Genomic DNA, 21,949 nt, shown 5'->3' with positions numbered 1-21,949 from the left:
AAAGGCGCAGCGTAGTGGCTTACAGCCGGGTGACATGCTGCAAGAAAGGTACCGCATTGTGGGGCCACTGGGGGCCGGTGGCTTTAGCTCAGTCTATCAAGCGCGAGACATGCGCTTCCCCAACGTAACCAAGCTGTGTGCCGTCAAAGAGATGCTTATCTCTACCCCAGACCCGCAAATGCGCGCTCTTACCATTAAATCGTTTGAACGTGAAGCCAGCATGTTGGCCATGTTGGATCATCCCGCTATTCCAGACGTGTCTGATTATTTTACAGAAGGCGACCGCTCTTACCTGGTGCTAGAGCTAATCCGCGGCAAAGATTTAGACGAATGGTTGGAAGAGCAAACAGATTATCTGGATCAAGAAACAGCCATTTCCTGGGCAATGCAGCTTTGTGATGCACTTTACCACTTGCATAACCAAAAGCCGCAACCCATTGTTTTTCGTGATGTGAAGCCCTCGAACATTATGCTGGATCACCGCGAGCGCATTCGTCTGATTGATTTTGGCATTGCCAAAGTTTTTGAGATGGGCGACAAGGGCACGATGATCGGTACGGAAGGGTATTCGCCGCCAGAGCAGTACCGCGGGCAGGCAGAGCCAGCCGGGGATATTTACGCACTAGGGGCCACGCTGCATCATTTACTGACGCGGCAAGACCCACGCCTGGAACCTCCGTTCACCTTTGCTGAACGGCCGATTTCCAAAGTGAACCCCTCCGTTACGCCAGCTTTTGAAGCGATTATCAACCGCTGTTTGGCTTACGATCCCAAAGACCGCTTTGCCGATGCCAAGAAATTGAAAGATGCGCTAGAGGTTCTGGCGCAGCGTCCGCCAACGGCCGTTTTTGATAGCAATCCCAACTTGACTATGCCTCAAACCAGCAGCCCTGCGGCGATGTCCCCAACTGGCGCGCCCGCTACTGCCTTGGCCCCAGAGGTCAGCCAGGTGCAGCCCATCTGGCAGTTTAAGTGTGAAGATGAGATTCGGGGCAAAGCGGCCGTTGCTGGCAAAATGGTGTTTGTTGGCGCGTATGATAATAATGTATACGCATTAAATAGCGAAAATGGCGAATTTGTCTGGAAATTCCCTGCCTCAGACAGCGTGGGCGGCAGCACCCCATTTGTGCATGACGAAAACGTCTTTATTGGCTCCGCGGATAAGCATTTATACTGCATTCAGCGGCGTACAGGCCGCCAAAATTGGCGGTTTGCAACCAACGGTGCTATTTATGCTTCGCCCGTTGTTCGCTACGATCATGTCTTTTTTGGGTCTGACGATGGCCACTTTTATGCGCTTGAGGTACACCAGGGTCGGCCCAAATGGAAAGCAAATGCGTACGCTGCGGTTCGCTCAACTGCTTTTGTAGATGAGGAGCGCATCTTCTTTGGCACCGAAGGGGGCTATATTTTTTGCGTAGAGATTGCCAGTGGCAAAACAAAGTGGCAGGCGCAGGCCAAGCGGAATGTTACCTCATCCCCCGCTGTGGCAGATGAAATTGTATTTGTAGGCTCGATGGATGGCACCGTATATGCCTTGGATGCCAATACGGGCTGGGTGATTTGGCGATTCCGATCCCGCCGCCCCATCATCTCCTCCCCAGCCGTACATGATGATTCTGTATTTATTGGATCTTCTGATGGTAGCCTTTATGTATTGGATATGGACACAGGGCGCCAGAAGTGGACGTTTGATATTGAAGGCCAAATCGCTTCTTCGCCGGTTGTCTGGAATGATGCTGTCTATTTTGGTGGCACAGATGGCTCTGTATATTGCCTCAACACCAAGCGGGGCGATCTAAACTGGCAGTTCGACACGGGGGCACCTGTTATTTCATCACCGACGATTGCTGATGGCGTGGTTTACATCGGCTCAACCAACCACTATATTTACGCGTTACCAGCCTAGCTGGCATAACGCACAACGATTGGATTTTATTATGAACGAAACACCGCCATTCATTCAGCCTGAAGAAGAGGCGAGCAAACCGGAAGCCGAAGAAGTAGAAGAAGCCGCGATTACGTCTGAATTGGATGATACGGCCGTTATGCAAGACTCAGTGGATACGGCCGTCATCGACACGGGTCTTCCTCAGAATAATGGGGCGATCAACGACCCCACACTGCGTGCTGGCGTTCGTTGCGATCTAGGCGCGCGTGATCGAAATGAAGATGCCTGTATGGTGTTTAGTTCAGAAGCTGGTGGGCATTTTTCTATGGTGCCGTTTGGTCTATACATCGTGGCCGATGGCATGGGGGGGCATACCAACGGCCATGTCGCCAGTCGGATTGCATCGCGGGTGGCTGCTCACTACATTTTGACCAAGATTTATATGCCGCTGCTACAAACGGTAGGCCCACCCACCCATGTACCCATTCAGGAAGTGTTGCTAGATGCGGTTCAGGCGGCCAATACGGCCGTCTTCGAGGATGATCCAGAAGTAGATAGCGGCACGACGCTGACGGTGGCCCTGGTGCTGGGTCGTCGCTTGCATGTGGCCCACGTAGGCGACAGCCGCCTGTACCTGCTGGCAGACGGCAAACTGGAGCAAATCTCCAGCGATCATTCGCTGGTGCAGCGTTTGCAAGATGTGGGCACGCTCACGGCTGAAGAAGCGACCATCTATCGCTACCGCAACGTCCTGCTGCGGGCTGTGGGCCAGGGAGAAGAGGTAGAGGTGGATACTTACATGCGCTTGCTGCCGCATACTGGCAAGCTGCTGCTTTGTAGCGACGGTTTGTGTGGATTTGTCGATGATAAGACCATTCAGGAAATACTAGAAAAAGATGTTTCGTTGCCACAAATGGTAGATGATTTATACGAAACGGCCCTGGCGGCACACAGCAATGACAACATTACGGCCGTTGTGGTAGACTTTTCCTTATAAGATAGGTAATCGGTGAACATTTTCTGTTTCGCTAACCAATTATTGACGGGTAGACCATTTATGATGTCTGTGCAGCAGGCGAAAAATAAGCTCATTTCTATCCGGCAAAAGAAGTTTGCTTTTTACCAGAGGAGGGTAATTGTCTAATTGGCAGTTCAATGGCTAGTATTGCGCCCCGAAAGTTCGACTAAGGTTATTGACTGCGGCGCAATACTTAAACAGTCCGGCACACTTGTCATAATAATTTCGTGTGGATTTCCGCCGGACTGTACTAGGTAATTGCCATCATCGCAGCTATAAGTCGCTTCATTGATAAACGATTTTGCCCTCCTGTTTTCCCAAAACAAAGTTGAGAAAAAGCTCTGATTGCATCACTTAGCGGGCGATCTTATGAACGCAGGCAGGCGTAAGCCAATAGAACCTAGGGCGATACGGCCGTATTTTTATGGATAAAGAGTTTGAGTATTATGCAATTTTAGGGGTTACATCTCAGGCAACGCTGGAAGAAATTCAGACTGCCTTTGCCGCATTGCGTCTCAAAATTCCTAAAGAAAAGCGAAACAAAGCAAAAAACCCTGCCTATGCGCGCTTGGCCAATGCCTATGAGGTTCTCAGCGATCCGGCTCGTCGTGCCACCTACGATTCGCTGCTGGCAGAAACCAAATCGCTGGAAATGGTGAATTTGCAGGTAACCGCCAGCCGAGACCGCATCAAGGTTTCTGATGCGGAGCAGGTAGTGTACCTGCTGCTGGATATTTTGCCCCCGACACAAGAAACCAAGCAGCTCCCCCTGAACCTGAGCCTGGTGCTAGACAAAAGCACCTCGATGCAGGGCAGCCGGTTGAGTCATGTAAAAACGGCCGTTGAACTCATTGTCAACAAAATGGCTCCTGTAGATACCCTGTCCATCGTCAGTTTTAGCGATCGGGCGGAAGTGGTTGTGCCTGCGGGCAAGGTAGAGAATCCAACGGCCGTTGTGGGCCAACTGCGGGGAGTGCAGGCTTCCGGCGGTACTGAAATTTATCAGGGCTTGCAGGCCGGCGTCAAGGAGCTGCAAAAAGTTGATCTGGCCAAGCACACCAACTATCTCATCCTGTTAACCGATGGGCATACCTATGGGGATGCAGCACAATGTTTAGAGCTGGCGCAGCGCACAGCCAAAGAAAATATTGGTATTAGTGCCTTTGGGTTGGGCACAGAATGGAACGATCAATTTCTGGATGCCCTCGTTTCACCGTCTGGTGGGCAATCTAACTTTGTAGAGCAACCTGGCGACATTGTGCAGCATCTGCAAAAGCGCATTCAGGGATTAGGCACTATTTATGCCAAAAACTTACAACTGAAGGCTGCTCTTCACCGCAACGTGTCTATTCAATATGGCTTTAAGCTGGAACCGTTTGCCCAGCCAATTGCTGTAGACGAAGAGATGCTCCAGCTAGGCAACCTGGAAGGACGCTCGCCGCTGGCGGCGCTGCTGGAGCTAAAAATTGCGCCCAGCCCTGCCGAAACGCGACTCAATCTGAACATCGAGATCATCGCCGATATTCCTGGGCCGCAGATGCATGAGCAAACGTTTAAAGATTCCCATCGCCTGCTTGTATTGTCTGATGTAGCTCAAGAGATGCCTCCCGAAAAAATTGTGGAAGCGGTGCGGGTGATGAACATGTACCGTATGAATGAGAAAGTATGGCAAGAAGTGGAAGCAGGTCGTCTGGATGTGGCCACCACCCGGATGCACCATCTAAGCACCCGCTTGCTAGAAGCAGGCGAAACGGAATTGGCGCATCAGGCGCAGCAAGAGATGGAGCAGATTTCCAGAGCGGGTACCATGTCTTTGGCTGGGCGCAAAAAATTAAAGTATGGAACGCGAGCCTTAATTGACAAAGCACAATATAAGAAGAAGCATGATTAAATGTACAGAGTGTGGTTCCTCGCAAGAAGAGGGAGCACTGTTTTGCAATGAATGTGGTGGATTTCTGTTAGTGGAGACGGGAAAGATTACGGCCGTCTTGCCATTTTCTGAGTTTGCCAACAGACCGCCGCCGCCGCCGTTGGCCAAAGATGCCCTGGCACCAGCGGCCGTTGCCTCCAGAATCACCCTTGTTGTTCCTAGCAGTCGCCGCCGTTTTAGGCTGGACGTAAAGGATGCCATTCAGATTGGCCGCGCTTCATCTGAAATAGTGCCGGAAGTCGATCTGTCTGATGATGACGGTGCCGAAAAAGGCGTCTCCCGGCTCCATGCCAAAATTCAGGCCGTACAGGAAGGCTTGGTACTCATCGATCTGAACAGTACGAATGGAACATTGCTCAACAACTATCGCTTGCCACCACATGAACCATACCCATTGCAAAGTGGCGACGAGATTCGGTTTGGTGATCTGCTCGTACACCTCTTTTTGTCTGACACCGGAACCGATTAACCGCTGCGCCGCTTGCAATTTTGCAACAAATAAACCATAGTTGTTTGATAAAAATAGAAAGACAATAGCTCTGAGTTTGCTCATAAGCTATGAATTTGAAGGGGTCATATGATTACAGTAATTGTTCACATCAGAAACGAAGACGCTTTTGAATGCGAAATTGATGAGCTGCCCAGCCCAGGTAGCCAGTTTATTCAAGTACACAACCCACGCCTACGCGATGGCAAGGATTTACATTACCTGGATGAAGAAGTCACCAGTATGCTGGTGCCTTGGCATCGCATCAACTTCATTCAAATCTTGCCGTCTGGTGATCAAGAAGAGGTTGTTAGTTTTGTTCGATAACGGAGTGAAAAACAGACATTATGGTTGAGCAGGTTCCGGATTCACTAGAGCCAACAGCCCCACGCCTGGTATTGGTGGTGGATGATGAATCCCGTATGCGGCGTTTTATACGCATGAATATGGAGTTAGAGGGGTATCAAATTATTGAGGCCGAAAATGGCCTGGTTGCTTTGGAGCAAATTCGGCAGCATACGCCCGATTTAGTCATCATGGATGTGATGATGCCAGAAATGGACGGCTTTGAAACCCTGAAGCTATTGCGCGAAATTTCTACGGTGCCGGTCATTTTGCTGACGGTGAAAAGTGATGAGGATGACAAAATTCAGGGATTAAGTTTTGGCGCAGATGATTATGTGACCAAGCCATTTAGCCCCAGAGAACTGGTTACGCGCGTAACGGCCGTTCTCAGGCGCGCAGAATGGCCAGCCCCACCGCCTAGAACCATCCTGCGCATAGACGAACGCCTTTCCGTTGATTTCAATCGCCACCAAGTGATTGTCAACGACGAGCGGATTGATCTACGGCCCACCGAATACCGCTTGCTCAACCACCTTATTCAAAATGCAGGCTGGGTTGTGCCCCACGAAACCTTGCTTGCCAAAGTATGGGGCTACGAATATCGGGATGAAACCCATTACCTGCGCCTTTACATTAACTACCTGCGCAAAAAAATAGAAGACGACCCCGCCAAGCCTTATTACATTCTAACTGAGCGCGGTGTGGGGTACCGATTTGTAGACTATAAAAAAGCGTAAATAGTTTACTTTTCGGACGTTTTTAATATCATTAACCGTTATGACTCACACCATTGCGTCTGACGGCAAGCAGTTCTTTGACCAAATCAACAAGTACCTTAGTGCTGAAGACCGCATTTGTGTGCAGGAAGCATTTGCCCTCGCTCGCCGGGAACACGGAGAACAACGCCGTAAATCTGGCGAGCTTTTTTTTACCCACCCTCTAACCGTTGCCTACTACATATCAGAATATTACCTGGATGCCCAGGCACTCATGGCGGCTTTGCTCCATGATGTGGCTGAAGATACGCGCGTAACCATCGAGGAAATTGAAACGCAGTTTGGCAAAGACGTTGCCCGGCTGGTCGACGGCGTCACCAAGTTGAAGGACGTTACCAAGGGAATTGCCAAACGAAAAGAGCTTTCCAAGCAGGAGATTGAAGACCTGACGCTGCACAAGTTACTGGCTGCCATGACCAACGATGTGCGCACCGTCATTATCAAGCTGTTTGACCGACTGCATAACATGCGCACTATCAGAGCCACGCCGCACGGACGGCAGGTGTACAAATCCAAAGAGACACTCTCTGTGTATGCCCCGTTGGCTAACCGTCTCGGTATTTGGCGGTTAAAAAATGAATTAGAATCCCTCTCACTGGAGGTGCTAGAGCCGGAAGCACATGCCATCATCAAAAACCGGCTGGCCCAAATTAATGACGAGCAGCAGGAAGCGTATCAAATTATCAGTGGCCAAATTTTTGATTGCCTGCTGCAAGCCGACCTGGATGTGCGACGGGTCTTTTTAGCACCAGAAAACATCTACAGTGTGTACCAGGATTTACACAAAAATGGGGCTTCATTTTATGATGTCGATAAGACGATGCGCCTGGTTGTACTGCTGAATGATTGGCAATCTTGTTACCAAGCGTTGGGGCATTTGCACCAGCTATGGCAACCTGTACCAGGCACGTTTGATGATTACATAGCCGTTGCCCGCGACAATTTGTACCGCTCGCTTCATTCCACGGTGGTGCATACCAACGGGCAACATTTAAAGCTGCGGCTACGCACCGAGGCCATGGACAAAGTGTCAGAAGTTGGGGTGTTGGCACAGTGGATCTACGCAGATACGCCCATGTGGACACGCGGCGTAGCGGGGCGCATGGAAGCATTCTTTGAAAATATCAACGAAAATATTAATATGGAGCCGCAAGACCCTACTGCCGGGGTGCGTGGCGTAGTGGAAGATGTGTTTCGGCAACAAATTCGGGTGTTTACGCCACGTGGCGATGCTGTGGAGCTGGTGGAGGGTGCCACCGCATTGGATTTTGCCTATGCCATTCACACAGGGTTAGGGGACCAATGTTATTCTGCCTATGTCAATGATATACATTATCCCCTGAATCGGCCGTTGTTAGACGGCATGAAGGTACATATCATGAAGAAGGAGCGGGCGCAGCCGCAGCGTGACTGGCTGGATGAAGATTTAGGCTATATTATGACCAACTATGCCCGTAGCCATGCCCGCCGCTGGTTTAGGAGATTGCCCCAGAAAAGGGCGGTTCACCAGGGGCTTAAGTTGCTACATGATGAACTTAGCATGTTGGGGTTGTACAATTACCCGCATGACCGCTTGGCACACGCTTTTAATTACGACAACACGCATGATTTATACTATGAACTGGGCCGGGCCGAAATTTTGCCAACGGCCGTTACCACCACGCTCGTTGAAGAAATGTGGTCACAGGGGCCTGCCCGTCATACCGGCAAAGTTGTTTATTCAGAAGCGGGTGACCAGTTTGTAGTGACCCAGGCTGAAGGGCGAGAGATTCGTCTGTGTGGCACCTGTAACCCGCGCCCCCCGGACGCGATCATTGGCTACTTGCGCCGAGACGGTGGCGTGACTGTCCATCATGAGCGATGTCACACCTTGAATCCCAGCCGATTGGCTGGGCGCAAGCTGATTTTAGGCTGGGGGGAAGCCACCCCACGTGAAGTGCGTCAAATCAAACTACAAGTGAAGGTATATGATCGCCCAGGCCTCCTATTTGAAATCACCCAGTTGATGAACGATGAAGGGATTAACATCTCCTACATTCACACCCCAGAGCCGGGCGCGCCCAATGAAGTACATATTCATTTGGAAATTGAGGTGCTGCGCCCGCGCCAGCTGGTGCGCATTCTGCATCAAATACGGGCGTTGGCCAATGTCTTTTTTGTGGAGATTGTGGACTCGTTTGAAGTGCCAGAGCCGCTGCTACCAGCCGACTCCTTTTACCGCCCAGAATAATTCATAGGCTACAGATTTTCGATTTCGACAGGTTTGACGGGGTCTGCCAGCTCAAAGCCAAAAATTTTGCCGTAAAAATAAAGCTCGCTGTCCAGCGTGCGTTTGATATTTTCAGCACTGCGGAAGCCGTGCTGCTCGCCGGGGAAGGCGACATAGGCAACGGGGATGCCTTTGGCTTTGACCGCTTCAAACATCATTTCTGCCTGGTTGGGTGGTACAACCCTGTCTTCTAATCCCTGGAACAAAATGAGAGGGCAGTTGAGCTGGTCAGTGTAGTGGATTGGCGAACGAGCTTGATACAGTTGCTTGGTTTCGGGGTATGGACCAATCATGCTGTCTAGGTAGCGCGACTCGAATTTGTGGGTTTCCTTGGCTAATGCTTCAATATCGCTGACGCCAAAGAAGCTGGCTCCAGCACTGAACGTATTGTGGAAGGTGAGTGCGCACAATGTCGTGTAGCCACCGGCACTGCCGCCGCGAATGGCCAGGCGGTTGCCATCCGCCAGCCCTTGCTGCACCAGATGTTTGGCCCCGTTGATGCAATCTTGCACATCGACGATGCCCCACTGCCCGTTGAGCCGCTGCCGATAGGAACGGCCGTATCCCGTGCTGCCCCCATAATTCACATCCAACACAGCAAAGCCCCGGCTGGTCCAATATTGTGTACTTAAATTGAGCGTGGTTTGGGTGGCACTAGTTGGCCCGCCGTGGCTAATGACCAGCAGCGGCGGCTGTTCACCCGCTGGCGCAGTAAAATCCCGGTTTTGTGGCGGGTAGTAAATGGCGTGTGCCGTTAGCCCATTTTCGGTGGGGAATTCTATGGCCTCTGGCACAGAGAGGTAGGCTGTGTCTACCGTCAGGTCGGTGGATTGGCGCAGAATTTGGGTGTCGTTGGTTTGCAAATTGAGCCGCACAATGGCGTTGGGGCGGGTGGCCGACCCGCCGATGAAGTGGGCAAAGCTGTTGCCAACGCGCAGGTTGGTAATCGAACTGTAAGGCGTGTTGATTGGCGTCAGCGTCCCCTGTTCGGTGTTGAGGCGCGCCAAATGCCAGACGCCATTTTGCGTGTAGGTGCAGATGATGCTGTCGGCGCGTTCAAAGCCGTAGGTAGACATGCCAAATACCCACTGCGGACGGCCGAATTCAGCTTCCATTGGGTAAACGGGCTGCACCACGCCGTCGCGCCAGCGGTACAAATTCCACCAGTTCGTCCGATCAGAGACGAAATATAGCTCGCCATCAGGTGACCATTCTGGCTGGAAGACGGACTCGTCGCCGCCCCCGGCGATCTTGGTAATGTTGCTCAAGCTGGTGCCGGTTTCATCCAGGTTGGCCAGCCACAGTTCGGTGCCATCCCAAGGCATGTTGGGGTGGTTCCAACTGAGCCACGCTAGCTGACTGCCGTTTGGACTCAATCGTGGCGAGGCATAAAAGCTGCTGCCAGCGGCCAGCTCGATGCCAGCTTCATTGTGGCCATCCAGGTTTAGGCTGATGAGGCTGTTGGTCGGCTCCACACCGGGTTCGCTGTGGTCTTCCCGAATGCAAAAGAGGCGGCCCCGACTGGCATCCACAAAACTATCGGCAAAGCGGAGCGGTTGGCTGGGAGTGAGCGGTTCGGGTTCACTGTAGGGATACTGCACGTACAGCCGCTGGTCCACAAAGTTGGTGAAGTAAATGACGTCGTCGTGGACGGCGTAGCTGCCGCCGCCGTACTCGTGGACGCGGCTGCGCACGTTAAATCCGGCGGCGGATAGCTCTTCGTAACCAGCGCCGGGGGTCCATTTTACAAGGGCGTTACGGCCGTTTTCAGACGGCCGTCCTTCTGTCCAGTAAACCGCTTCGCCAGCCAGCACCAGTTGGCTCAGGCCAATCGAGCCAGCCACGATGAGATTAGAGGTTATGGGGGATTTCCAGGAACCGTATGGGGCGATCTTTTTTGCCATTGGGGAATGATAAACGCCAATCGTTGATTCGCCAACTGGTTATCGGAATAGAACGCCTTATGTAGCCGCGGATTCTTCCCGCGCACCCAGAACGCGGGAAGAATCCGCGGCTACAACCAATGCATTTTCCACTTCAGAGAGGGGTCTTCATTACTTTTCGGCCGTTTGCGCCACTTTTACTAGCCAGCGTTGAATCGGGGCCATCTTTTCAAAATGGTCAAAGCAAACGTCCAGGAAGCTGTCTGAGGTGACGACGCTGGCGGGAATGCCGCCAGAGCTGGCAAAAAGAGCGGCGTAGCGCAGCCAGTCGGCATGGGGGTGGTCAGCGTCAAAGCCACGCGGCACGCGCTTGTAATGCTCCCCACCGATTGTGTAGCCCGCTTGCTGAACGGCCGTTACCGCTGCCACCAACTCCGCACCCAAAGCATCATCCACCACCGCCTGCCGGTAGGCGGCCAGCATTGGCTTGGGAAAGCCGTGCATCCCCACGTGAATGCCCGCGCCTCGGCCACTTATACCCAGATGAAAGCCGGGACATTCTGTCTTTTTGCCGCTGCCTTCCCAAAAGATGATGCCAACGTACTCTTTGTACGGCGTTTTATCTTTACTAAAGCGCGTATCGCGGTAGATGCGCATGAGCGAGCCAGAGCCGTTGGTGTGCGTATCGTACTGAATGTTGGGGGAGAGGTGCTGTAAGCGGTTGCCCATTGCTTCGATGAAGGCGATGGCGGGTTCGACGATGTGGGTTTTATAAAGTTCCTTACGCGGGTTAAACCATTCGCGGTCGTTATTTTGCACCAAGTTGTGCATAAATTGGATGCCTTCTTGGGGGAAATTGGTGAAGGTGGTTGTGCTCATTTTCATCTCCTTGCTGACAATAACAGATCTTTATCAGGACTGGCAGTCCTAAATATGTAGTTGTGTATAAAATAGAAGTTTAGGACTGCCAGTCCTAGCATCTACCCAACGACGAACGGCCGTTGCCAAATTCGACACAAAGCCCAGTATAATAGCTGCATGGCACATGAAACAAACTCCACTGATTTTTGGCAACATCATTATCGTGATAATCGCACCCCTTGGGATTTGGGTTACCCGACGCCTGTTTTTGCCCGACTGGCGGCCAATGGCGACTATCCACCGGGCCAGATGATTGTACTGGGAGCCGGGCGCGGCCACGATGCTCGCCTGTTTGCTCAGCATGGCTTCGATGTGCTGGCGGTGGATTTTGCTTCTGACGCCGTGGCGGCGATGCACCTGCTGAACGACGACCAGCACCCGGTGCAGGTTTTGCAGGCAGATATTTTTGAATTGCCTGAGGCGATGAACGGCCGCTTCGACTACATTCTTGAATACACCTGCTTTTGCGCCATCGACCCGGCGCGGCGTAGGGAGTATGCAGCATTGGCCGCACGGTTGCTTAAGCCCGGTGGCCTGTATATTGGCCTCGCTTTTCCCATCGGCCAACGTCCTGGCGGCCCACCTTTTGTCGTGCAGCCAGACGCCATGATTGAACTGCTCACTGAACACGGGTTCAGCCTCCAGCACCGCGAGTTCCCCTACGATTCGGTCCCCTCTCGCCAAAACATTGAAGAGCTTATCATCCTGCAAAAGAGTTGGTGAACTCGATCTGAATAAAGAAGAATAATCACGAATAGCACGAATGAACTAATAAAACGAATAATTGAAAAATGAATTCGTATTATTCGATAAATTCGTGATTTTTTAGGGCAGGGTGAAGGTGGTGAGTGGGATGTTGTCTCGGCCATTGGGCTGCTGGAGGCGGCTGGCGTTGGGTAGGTAGAGGCCGGTGGTGAGCGTGTAGTCGCCGGGGGGCAGCGTGGCGGGCAGGGGGATGGCGTGTGGGTCAACAATAAATTCGCCGGGGAGCCAGCCGGTGGTGGGGCGCGTCCAGCCTGCGGGGAGGCCGTCGGATTGGGCAACGATACGGCCGTCCCCAGCCAAAAGATGCACAAACACCCGGTAGCTCTCACTCAACTCCGTTTCCGCTCGCCACACCAGCTCCAAATTGAGCGTTTCCCCCGCCGCCAGCGACTGCTCATCCAGCGAAAAGCCAACCAGGGTTGCCTGCTCGCTGAGGGTGATGTTGACGGCCGTTTCTACCACAGGCATCTCTCGCAAACGATCTGGCGCGGTGATGGTAAGCTCGCCCCAGCGTACCGCTTGCCCGTTGGGGAAGGTAAGCTGCCACTGGTAACGGCCGTTTGCCAAACTCACTGGAAGCTGCAAGGGAATTTGGCTGCGCCACGCCCCCTCGCCGAAATTTTGCCAGGTGATGGGCCGGTTGGTGACTGCTTTTTCGCTTTCGTCAATAAGGCTGAGGGTAACGGCCGTTTCTGCCTGTGCTGTCCAAAAAAGCGTCACCAACATCGAATCCCCCGGCGCAGCTTCGGTGCGATCCAGGTTGCTCCCCAGTAGCGTCGCGGAGCCATTTGTAACCTCCAGCCGATGCTGCATCGTTAGCGAGGTAGGCCATGGGTCGGTTGGTGGCTCAATGATCACCGAACCCAAATCAAGCTGTGAGCCGATGGGTTGGCCGCTGGCGTTGTAAAACGTCAGCGGCGTTAGGCTGGTTTCCTCAAAAAAGGAGAGCTGTAGCTGATAATTACCGGGCGGCGTGCCGGGCAGCAAATCCACAAAGTAAGCGGTGAGGGCATACTGGTCAGTTGGCCAGCCTGTAGTTGGCGGGGGATTGCGCAGCCAGCGGTAGTCGCGCAACCCTTCGTCTGACCAGCGACGGCCGTTTTCATCCAGCAGCGTCAGCCCGATTTTGTAATTAGCGGATAGTGGTTGCAACGCTTGCCAGTAGAGGATGAGGGTGAGCGGATTGTTGGCGGGAACGGCCGTTTCCCATTCCTCCAACCCCAGCAGCCGCACCTGCGCCGGATTGTCCGGCGTACCCAGCGTCACGTCCATTGGCTGCGCCACGCCCGCCAGCGTGTCGTCTTGCAAACGCGCCTGCCGCAGCGGTGTGCCACCTGCATCCACCAGCAGCAATTTGGCAACGATGAGCAGCAGCGCGACGGTAACCAGTGGCCAGTAATCAGTAATCAATGTTTGGTAATTGGAAGACTGATTACTGAATGCTGAATACTGATTACCCTGCCTGCTCCAGATAATCGCAGTTAGCAGAATCAAACTGAGTAGCGAGGCAGCATCCGCCACCAGCCGCAGCGGGGTTTCGCGGAAGGTGGCCTGGATGGTGGCACGGCCGTTTGGCACAGGAAATGTTATCCAGCCTTCCGGGTCTGAGGGGGTGATCGGAACCGATTCATCATTAATCGTGACTTGCCAGCCGGGGAAGTTGAAAATGCGCAGGGTGGCGGTGAAGGGGACGGCCGTTTCTAATTCAATTTGAGTGGCTAGTGGCTGGTGGTTAATGGATAGTATATTTGCTTCGGTGGGCAATGTGGTAGGGTCTAGGCGGGCTTGCCAGGCGGGGGGATTCGAGGGGGGTGGCACGATTTCGACGGCGCGGGGCAGCAGTTCGCCGCTGGCCGTGCTGCCAAGCGTCTGCGTCGCCTGCTCCCAGGCCACCATGCCAGCCACCGTCAAATCATCCGGCGCGTCACACACATCCGGGTACAGCCAGCCCCAATGCCCGACAGATAGAGTCACAACCACCAATAGAGTTAACGCAGAGGCGCGGAGGCGCGGAGGAGAAAAAGATAGATCTGCGTTAATCTGCGAAATCTGCGGATAAACGACACCGCCGCACAAGAAGGCGGCCAGAAAGCTGGCGGGGGCCAAAAATCGCCAGGGGAATTGGAAGGCGGCTAACTGGGGAACGGCCGTCCACAAAAATTCTGACGCCTGCACGGTGAGGAAAAGATAACCAGCCAGCCCCAGCAGCAAAAAGCCCACCAGCCAACGGCTTGCCTTCGCCCGTCGCCAGGCCAATCCTGCTCCGGCCAAGGCCACGATGAGCAGCAATATGCCCAAACCGCGCGGTGGCCAATCGTTTAGCAAGCTGGGATCGGCGTTACGGGGCAGGGCGAAAAGCTGCTCTAGCGGCAAAAAGTTGTTGACGTACAAAAAGGGCCAGGCACTGTTGGCCCGCCCAAACTGGATAGCCGACCGTTCCACGATGGCGGGCAGCCAGAAAAAAGCAGTTCCGCCAATGCCTAGCAGCAATCCTAGGACGCCCCGTACCAACATTTGCCAGGAACGGCCGTCTACCCATCCCCATAATCCAATCCAGCCCACGAACAGGGGTAGAAAGGCATAGGCCGTCACGTCATGGGTATAGATGAGCAGGATGAAGCTGAAAACGGCCGTAACCAATCCCCAGCCACTTTTATCACGCTGCCAACGGTAAAGGCCCCACAGCACCAGCGGCAGCAAGCTCCAGGCCACCGTCTCCGACAAGCTGGCGCGGTAAAAAGCGACGTAGGCGTGGAAGGGTGCGTACAGGTAAGCCACTGCCGCCACCAGCCCGCCCCAATTGCCCCAAAAAGTACGTGCTAGCCACCACATCGTCCAGCCAGAGGTCACGATGCTCAGTCCGTACACTAGATTGAGCGCGATGGGCCAGCTAAGACCGACTTGGTGGAATACGGCCGTCAGCTGCGCCGAAAAGGGGGATTGGAACATGAACAGCGGGTAGCCATACCCATGCGCCATCTGGGGTGCCCAGCGGCTAAACAAAATGCCCTCTTCCAGCAGCGCGCTTACCTGCACTGCTCGCCACAAATGGAAGGTTGTGTCGAAGCCACAGCTGATCTGCCTGCTGAACAGCGGCTGCAAAACAGGTATAGCTAATAGCGTGATGAGAAAGAGGAAAAATGGCGTTTGCCTACGTGGGAACGGCCGTTGGCTAACGCCAGGTTTCTCATTAGAAGAAGATAGGGGACGGTCACGGGTCATATTTGCAACATTCCCAAGGCCTGATTGTTTACCTAAACGTTAAAGCTAAAAATGGTCAAGCCCAAAAATGAGCCGGATCATATCACACCTTGCCAAAATTGTTGTTTCCTGAGCGGTATGTTACAATTTTCGCCTGTTTGTAGCGCAATTTGTCGTTGCGCTATATTTTTGTCTGGATACGATGTTGGACAAAAAAAGCAGTTCGGAGCTTATCAATCAAAATTGCAGAATAGGCCAACGCAACACATGGAAGAGGCAATGCCCCTAAACCGCAAATCTGCCGGGCATTGTTGTGTGGAGGAATAAGAAACATGAAAAGTAAAGTTACAAAACCTGTGCTGCTGCTTGTCGCAACCCTGCTGGTTGCCTTGCTCAGCATTCCCCGAAATGACGTATCGGCCCAGGACGACATTATCTCTGGCAACCTGTTTGAGAACGGGGGGTTTGAAGCTGGTTACTTCAACCAGGACAGCATCCCCCAGATTGCCGTGCCCAACGGCTGGCGCATGCACTGGCTCGATGGGGTGGCCTTTGAAGGCACAGACGGTGTGGTAGCCTACCGCCCCGAAACGGTTGTTTGGAACATTCAAGACGCGCCCCCAGCAGAACGGCCGCTCTTTTTCCGTGATGGTAGTTATACGTTGAAGCTGTTCAAGCCGTGGGCACCTTTGTTTGTGGCTTTGTCGCAAGAAGTTTCTGGGCTGGAAGTGGGCCGCAACTACCGCATTGTTGCCCCAATTTATGTAGACATTGTGGAATCGTACGATGGTGGCAAGCAGCCGCCAGGTGCTCGACCAGATGCTGGCTTTATCCGGTTTAGCGTTGGGCCAACGGGCTCTGGCTGGCGCAGTGCGGGCCTCAACTACAGCCCCACCTGGGGTGCTGCCAACGTTGCGGGCTTTTATCTCAACAGCATCAACTATATTTGGGATTTCACGGCCACGTCTGAATCTATGATCATTTTCTTGGAAATGGGTTCTAAGGTTCCATTTGTTAACAGTGGCTTTTTTATGGATGGCGTGGCACTCTACGCGCTGGGTAGCACGGGCGAAGTGCCTGCTAGCTCTGGTGGCAGCAGCGGTGGTGGCACGGTGGCCCAGGCTGGCCCAACGGCGACACCATTTCCTACCCCCACACCCCGTCCCGATGGGGCCATTATACATGTGGTGAACACGGGTGATACCTTCTGGACAATTGCCATTCGCTACGCCCCTGCGCTGGGTTTGACCCCTGAAGAAGCCCTGCCCGTTATTCGAGAGTTGAATAATAATGCGGCATTCATCACGGTTGGGCAGGAGCTGATCATTAGAGAACCCGGTGCGGTGGTGGCACCACCTGAACCAACGGCCGAAACACCTGTCGAAGAATCGGATGCCCCTGAAGAAGTGATAGAAGTAGAAGGCACCAATAGTGGCGCAACAGAAACGGAAGCTCTCGCTGCCCCTGCCGCAGAAGTTGCGGCGGCATCCACTACCGGCACTATCTGCGTCGCTGCCTTTGACGACCAAAATGCTGACGGGGTTCGGGACAATGGCACGGAAGGCTTGCAGGCGGATGCCGCCATTACCATCTTCCGGGGTGGCAGCACGGTAACAACCCACATCACCGATGGGGCCAGCGAGCCGTACTGCTTTGAGAATTTGGCACCGGATACGTACCAGGTGCAAATCTTCCCACCGGCAGATTATCAGCCAACGACCTCACCAAGCTGGGCCGTTTCTGTAGCGGAAGGTGCCCAGATTTCGGTGGCCTTTGGCACACGCTTTGATCCCCAGGACACGGCCGTTGCTGACACATCTACTGCCGACACAGCCGCCGACAATACCTCGGAATCATCCGAAGCTGGCGACGCCGCCCCCGCTGATGAAGGTGGCTTCTTCAGCAGCATTGGTGGCATTGTTTTGGTCGTTGCCGCAATCCTGGTGCTGCTGGCTGGCGTGGGCGTTGTTATGCTTCGCCGTGGGTAAGACCCGTGAACAGTAAACGGTAAGCGGTAGGTGGTCACCGATTACTGATTACGGATAACCGTTTACCGAAAAGAGCGTCCCGCAGGGTGCTCTTTTTTGTTGGGCGTGGAGCGCGTCAGGTTGTCGTTTGTGAATCGTGTGGGGGGCGGCAAGTGAGGGTACGGCCGTTTGGCTACAGTTTATAGTGGTTAGTTTTAGTGGCTAGCGACCACAACTAACCATCGGCGACTAACCACTATTCTCAGGAGATACCATGACCAAAGATCAAACCACGCGCCCGATGGCTTCAATTCAAAGGCCGCAGGCACCACCGCCACAGCAAGCTCAATTTACCGCACCACCAGCTCGCAAGCGACGCGGCTGTTTTGGCTGCTTGGGTCGCGCCCTCATTGGCGGCATTTTGCTGCTGGCGCTGCTCATTTTTGGTGGCGTGATGGTGGCGGGGACGCTGGTCTACTCCAACTTGTCGCAAGAAATTGAAGATGGCATTGTCAAGCTCGACGCTGCCCGTGACCGAGAGACATTCGAGACCACCCAAATTTTTGATCGCAATGGTGAGCTGCTTTGGGAATTTTTCGGCGAGGGGAAGCGTACGGCCGTTCCCATCAGCCAAATCCCCTCTCACCTTATCCATGCCACCGTCTCGGTAGAAGATGATAGCTTCTACGAAAATCCCGGTGCCGACGTTCCCTCGTTGGTAGCCGCCTTGATCGCTAACTTGCGAAATCCAGACGGCCGTCCCGTAGGCGGCAGCACCATCACCCAGCAGCTTGTGCGCCACATTGCCTTCGACTACGAAGAGCGCACCGAAGTCTCCTACAATCGCAAAACCAAAGAGATCATCCTTGCCTGGATTATGAACCGGGATTACAGTAAAGATGAAATCATGGAGATGTACCTCAACGAAATTTATTACGGCAACCTCGCCTACGGCATCGAAGCCGCCGCCGACACCTATTTTGACAAATCGTCCCAGGAGTTGAGCTTGAGTGAAGCATCCCTGCTGGCTGGCCTGCCGCAAAGTCCGGTAGAGCTAGACCCGCTGGCAAATCTGGAAGCGGCCAAAGAGCGTCAATGGCTGGTGCTCAACTTGATGGTGAGCGAAGGCTTTATCACCCAGGATGAGGCCGTGGCTGCCTACCAGGAATCGTTGACTTTTGCTCCGCAAGAGGTGAGCCTGGAAGCCCCCCACTTTGCCGTTTACGTACGGCAGCAGCTAGAAGCGTTGTACGGGGCGGAAGCGGTAGCCAATGGCGGTTTGCGGGTCACGACTACGCTCGATTTAAGCTACCAGCGGCTGGCGGAGCAGCTAGCCCAGCAGCACGTTGCCGCCGTTGGGTCAGAACACAATCTCACCAATGCTGCCTTGGTGGCGATGAAGCCAGGTACGGGCGAGATTTTGGCCATGCTGGGCAGCGTTAATTACAAAGATGAAAGCATTGACGGCCATGTGAACGTGGCGCTCTCCTTACAGCAGCCGGGCAGCAGCATCAAGCCGCTTACCTACGCTGCTGCCCTCTCCCCCGATGAGACGGGCGAGGCCGATTGGACGGCCGCTGATTTGCTGTGGGACGTAGAGGTGGATTATCCGCAATTTAATGGAGAGACCTATTCGCCAGTGAATTATGACGGCCGTTTCCACGGCCCTGTTCGTCTGCGTTCAGCACTGGCCAACAGCTACAACATCCCGGCCGTGCTGGTTTTGCAGGATTTAGGCGTGCCGCGCATGTTGGCATTTGCTCAGCAAATGGGCATTAGCAGTTGGAATCAGGATTCCAGTAATTACGGCCTCTCGCTGACGCTGGGTGGTGCCGAAGTGACTCCGCTAGAGCTGACCGCCGCCTACGCCGTGTTCGCCAACGGCGGCAACCAGGTGACGCCAACCGCCATTTTGCGCGTGCAAAAGAGCAATGGAGAAGTATTGTTTGAGCAGCCCCCACAAGCGGCCGTTTCCGTCATTGATCCGCGCGTGGCCTACCTGATTAGCAATATTTTGGACGATGACGACGCTCGCGTGCCAGCCATGGGGCGCAGCAATCCGCTGGCGCTGCCCTTCCCGGCGGCGGCCAAAACCGGCACCACCAACGACTTCCGCGACAACTGGACCATGGGCTACACGCCCGGCCTCGTCGTGGGTGTGTGGACGGGCAACACAGACAATAGCGAAATGATCAACATCAGTGGCCTGACGGGAGCCGCGCCGCTGTGGAGCGACTACATGCAGGCGGTGTACACTAACTATGACCTGCTAGCCGTGCTGAACGTGAACGGCGTCGCGCCACCAACTGATTTTGTGCGGCCAGAGGGATTGGAAGAACGGCCGTTGTGCAGCATCCCGTCCGTCACCATCGGCACCACAGAGTGTACGCCCGCTGGCACTGAACTGTTCCTGGTGAACAACACCCCTGCCGTGGCTGAAGCTATCGACCCCAATTTGGTAGCCTGGGAGGAACTGGAGCCAGCCGTGCTGCGGATGCCCGCCGTGCCGCTGCCGCCCGTTCCCGCTGAGGTGCTGCTGGGTGCCGAAGCGGATGAAGACGCACCGCCGCCGCAACTTTTCTGCCATCTGGCGGAAGGCACAGACGCCACGCTGCTGCCGCCTGATGCTTTGCCGCAGATTTTTCTCGCGCCGCCACGTAACCCGGAAAGCGTGAAGGCAGCCCATGAGTGGGCGCAGGCGAATAATGTGGCGTTGTTGCCAACGGCCGTTTGTAACGAAGAACTGTTAGCCTTGGCGCGTGACCCCAACCGGGTAGCCGTCTACCGCATCAGCAGCCCGGCGCAGGGAGATAAGGTGAGTGGAGTGCTGCCCATCATCGGCACAGCCGATTTTGAACCGGGCGTGGTGCAATTTTACAAAATCGAGTTGGGCATCCCTAATGGCGACAATGTGGATTGGGTGACGCTAGGCGACACGCACGACCAGCCCGTCGTCAATGGCCCATTGGAAATGCTGCACGCCGAGGCACTGCCGCCGGGCGACTACTTTTTGCGGCTGATTGTGGTGAAGGACAGCAATTACGTGGGCGAACCGCACACCATCACCATTACGATTGAACCAGGGGCGTAATTATGAACGATTGCCTAAATCAGCGGAAGGTATATTCTACCCTGGTTTGGTCTCTGATATAATTGCCGCTTGTCTTTTAGATTTTGTAGCGGCTAACAATTTTCTCAAGGTGTTGTAGAGGAAGATGCGCGTGAAGAAAAATTTAGTGTTTTTTACCCTGGTGGGCGTTATTTTGCTGAGTTTGGCTGCTTGTGGTGGCGCTACCACAGAGCCAACAGCCACGGCCGTTGCTGAAGCCATCCCCCCCACCGAAACAGCCACAACTGAGCCACCAACCGCCACGCCCACGGCTGAAATCATCCCGACGGAGCCGGAGCCAACAGAAGAACCCCTCTTTCCCACGCCAGAAGTCACCGCCACATCCACCATGACGCCGACGGCCACCCTGCCTAACTACACGCTCACCATTGTAGAACCGGCCCCGGCTACCACGCTGTTGGCCGGCCGCGAGGTCACCTTCCGGGGTGAGGTGCAGCCGCCTACGACCGATCCAATTACGCTGACGTTGACGATTGGGTCGTTTACGGCCGTATCCGATCAAATCATCCCCGACGGCGATAGCGGTAGTTGGGAACTCATTACCACGCTGGCCGAATCTGCGTCCGGTCCCGGTTTGCTCACCGCCACCCTCGGCGATCTGGCCCAGGCCCAGCAGACCCATCCGGTCGCCTTTGATAGCACCACTGAAGAACCGTATATTTCGCTCGTGCAGCCAGTTGAAGGCGAAACGGCCGTGGCCGGTTACGCCTTCTTTATGCAGGGCGACAGCCAAAATCTCATCAATGGTGCCTTTACCATCGGCGTATTGGTCGATGAATGTACCAACTTTATCGCCGCCCAAAAAATTTCGCTGTCAGGCGGGAATTGGTATGGCTTTGTTATTCTGCCGCAAAACGTTGAGCCAGGCCCCGCCTGTGCGGTGGCCTACACCGGTGAGTACAAAGAAAGCGGCTGGCGAGAAGCCCTCATTCCCATCCAGCTTCGGGCCAAAGACGATCCCCAGGCGATTTTGCTAAACCTGGGCAATCTGGGCGAACTGAGTTTCAATGCGGGGCAAGCGACCAATTTGTTTGGCGTGGCGGCTAACGTGCCAGAGAGTGCCGTGGACATTGTGCTGGAGCTAGACGATGTTGGCGGAAACGGCCGTCTCGTTACCTCTGGCAAAGCATTTGCGGACCAATTTGGCTTCTGGGCCATTGATCTCGACGTGCCGGAGGATGCGCCCAATGGCTCGGCCATACTCACGATCTCCGCTGGCGAAGGGGATAGCTACCAGGAGATTCGGCTACCCGTCACTATTTCCCCCTAGAAATTGTTGTGAACAAATTTTGAAACCGAGGCACAAGTGGTCTCGGTTTTTTCGTATATAAGACACTTGCTGAGAAGTTCAACTTTTGACAAAAGT

14 protein-coding genes are annotated in these 21,949 nt (G+C 54.1%); 11 read left to right on the top strand and 3 right to left on the bottom strand.

The window, feature by feature from the left end:
• Nucleotides 1–34: 34 nt before the first annotated feature.
• From ACOQPU_RS15465 to ACOQPU_RS15435, 7 genes are all read left to right on the top strand, one after another.
• The gene (locus tag ACOQPU_RS15465) at nucleotides 35–1,909 is read left to right on the top strand and encodes a PQQ-binding-like beta-propeller repeat protein (RefSeq protein ID WP_420640733.1); all 1,875 of its coding nucleotides are present in this window, start codon (nucleotides 35–37) and stop codon (nucleotides 1,907–1,909) included.
• Between the two features lie 31 nt (nucleotides 1,910–1,940).
• On the top strand, nucleotides 1,941–2,888 hold the full coding sequence (locus ACOQPU_RS15460; RefSeq protein WP_420640732.1) for a PP2C family protein-serine/threonine phosphatase: 948 nt from the start codon (nucleotides 1,941–1,943) through the stop codon (nucleotides 2,886–2,888).
• A gap of 445 nt (nucleotides 2,889–3,333) precedes the next feature.
• Nucleotides 3,334–4,800, top strand: coding sequence for a VWA domain-containing protein (locus ACOQPU_RS15455; protein WP_420640731.1), 1,467 nt, complete (start codon nucleotides 3,334–3,336; stop codon nucleotides 4,798–4,800).
• The gene (locus tag ACOQPU_RS15450; RefSeq protein WP_420640730.1) at nucleotides 4,793–5,308 is read left to right on the top strand and encodes an FHA domain-containing protein; all 516 of its coding nucleotides are present in this window, start codon (nucleotides 4,793–4,795) and stop codon (nucleotides 5,306–5,308) included. The genes ACOQPU_RS15455 and ACOQPU_RS15450 overlap by 8 nt, the downstream gene beginning before the upstream one ends.
• Before the next feature lie 108 nt (nucleotides 5,309–5,416).
• Nucleotides 5,417–5,653 (top strand): hypothetical protein, encoded by a 237-nt coding sequence (locus tag ACOQPU_RS15445; RefSeq protein ID WP_420640729.1) that lies wholly within the window; start codon nucleotides 5,417–5,419, stop codon nucleotides 5,651–5,653.
• A gap of 20 nt (nucleotides 5,654–5,673) precedes the next feature.
• Nucleotides 5,674–6,408: a response regulator transcription factor gene (locus tag ACOQPU_RS15440; protein ID WP_420640728.1), complete on the top strand. Its 735-nt coding sequence runs from the start codon at nucleotides 5,674–5,676 to the stop codon at nucleotides 6,406–6,408.
• Between the two features lie 40 nt (nucleotides 6,409–6,448).
• Complete coding sequence (locus ACOQPU_RS15435) at nucleotides 6,449–8,677, top strand: RelA/SpoT family protein (RefSeq protein ID WP_420640727.1); 2,229 nt, start codon at nucleotides 6,449–6,451, stop codon at nucleotides 8,675–8,677.
• An 8-nt stretch (nucleotides 8,678–8,685) separates the two neighbouring features.
• Here the strand turns inward: ACOQPU_RS15435 and ACOQPU_RS15430 are convergent, their stop codons facing one another.
• Nucleotides 8,686–10,620 carry a S9 family peptidase gene (locus ACOQPU_RS15430; protein WP_420640726.1) on the bottom strand — a complete coding sequence of 645 codons (1,935 nt, stop codon included), beginning with the start codon at nucleotides 10,618–10,620 and terminating at the stop codon, nucleotides 8,686–8,688.
• Nucleotides 10,621–10,770: 150 nt separating this feature from the next.
• Complete coding sequence (locus tag ACOQPU_RS15425) at nucleotides 10,771–11,478, bottom strand: DUF2461 domain-containing protein (protein ID WP_420640725.1); 708 nt, start codon at nucleotides 11,476–11,478, stop codon at nucleotides 10,771–10,773.
• 159 nt (nucleotides 11,479–11,637) lie between these two features.
• Here ACOQPU_RS15425 and ACOQPU_RS15420 point away from each other — a divergent pair, with 159 nt between their 5' ends.
• Nucleotides 11,638–12,243: a methyltransferase domain-containing protein gene (locus ACOQPU_RS15420; protein WP_420640724.1), complete on the top strand. Its 606-nt coding sequence runs from the start codon at nucleotides 11,638–11,640 to the stop codon at nucleotides 12,241–12,243.
• Between the two features lie 102 nt (nucleotides 12,244–12,345).
• Here ACOQPU_RS15420 and ACOQPU_RS15415 read toward each other — a convergent pair whose 3' ends face one another.
• A complete protein-coding gene (locus ACOQPU_RS15415; protein ID WP_420640723.1) occupies nucleotides 12,346–15,507 on the bottom strand; it encodes a 6-pyruvoyl-tetrahydropterin synthase-related protein in 3,162 nt (1,053 codons plus the stop codon).
• Nucleotides 15,508–15,818: 311 nt separating this feature from the next.
• On the opposite strand from ACOQPU_RS15415, the gene ACOQPU_RS15410 reads away from it, so the two are divergent.
• The 3 genes from ACOQPU_RS15410 to ACOQPU_RS15400 all read left to right on the top strand — a co-directional run bounded on the left by ACOQPU_RS15410 (nucleotide 15,819) and on the right by ACOQPU_RS15400 (nucleotide 21,853).
• Nucleotides 15,819–17,474, top strand: coding sequence for an SdrD B-like domain-containing protein (locus ACOQPU_RS15410; protein WP_420640722.1), 1,656 nt, complete (start codon nucleotides 15,819–15,821; stop codon nucleotides 17,472–17,474).
• Between the two features lie 253 nt (nucleotides 17,475–17,727).
• A complete protein-coding gene (locus ACOQPU_RS15405) occupies nucleotides 17,728–20,544 on the top strand; it encodes a transglycosylase domain-containing protein (RefSeq protein WP_420640721.1) in 2,817 nt (938 codons plus the stop codon).
• A 130-nt stretch (nucleotides 20,545–20,674) separates the two neighbouring features.
• On the top strand, nucleotides 20,675–21,853 hold the full coding sequence (locus ACOQPU_RS15400; protein WP_420640720.1) for a hypothetical protein: 1,179 nt from the start codon (nucleotides 20,675–20,677) through the stop codon (nucleotides 21,851–21,853).
• Nucleotides 21,854–21,949 lie beyond the last annotated feature (96 nt).

This window comes from Candidatus Leptofilum sp. (assembly GCF_965223285.1).
Taxonomy (GTDB): Bacteria; Chloroflexota; Anaerolineae; order Promineifilales; family Promineifilaceae; genus Leptofilum.
The sequence above is the reverse complement of the archived record's forward strand: the minus strand, read 5'-3'. Positions and strand labels throughout refer to the sequence as shown.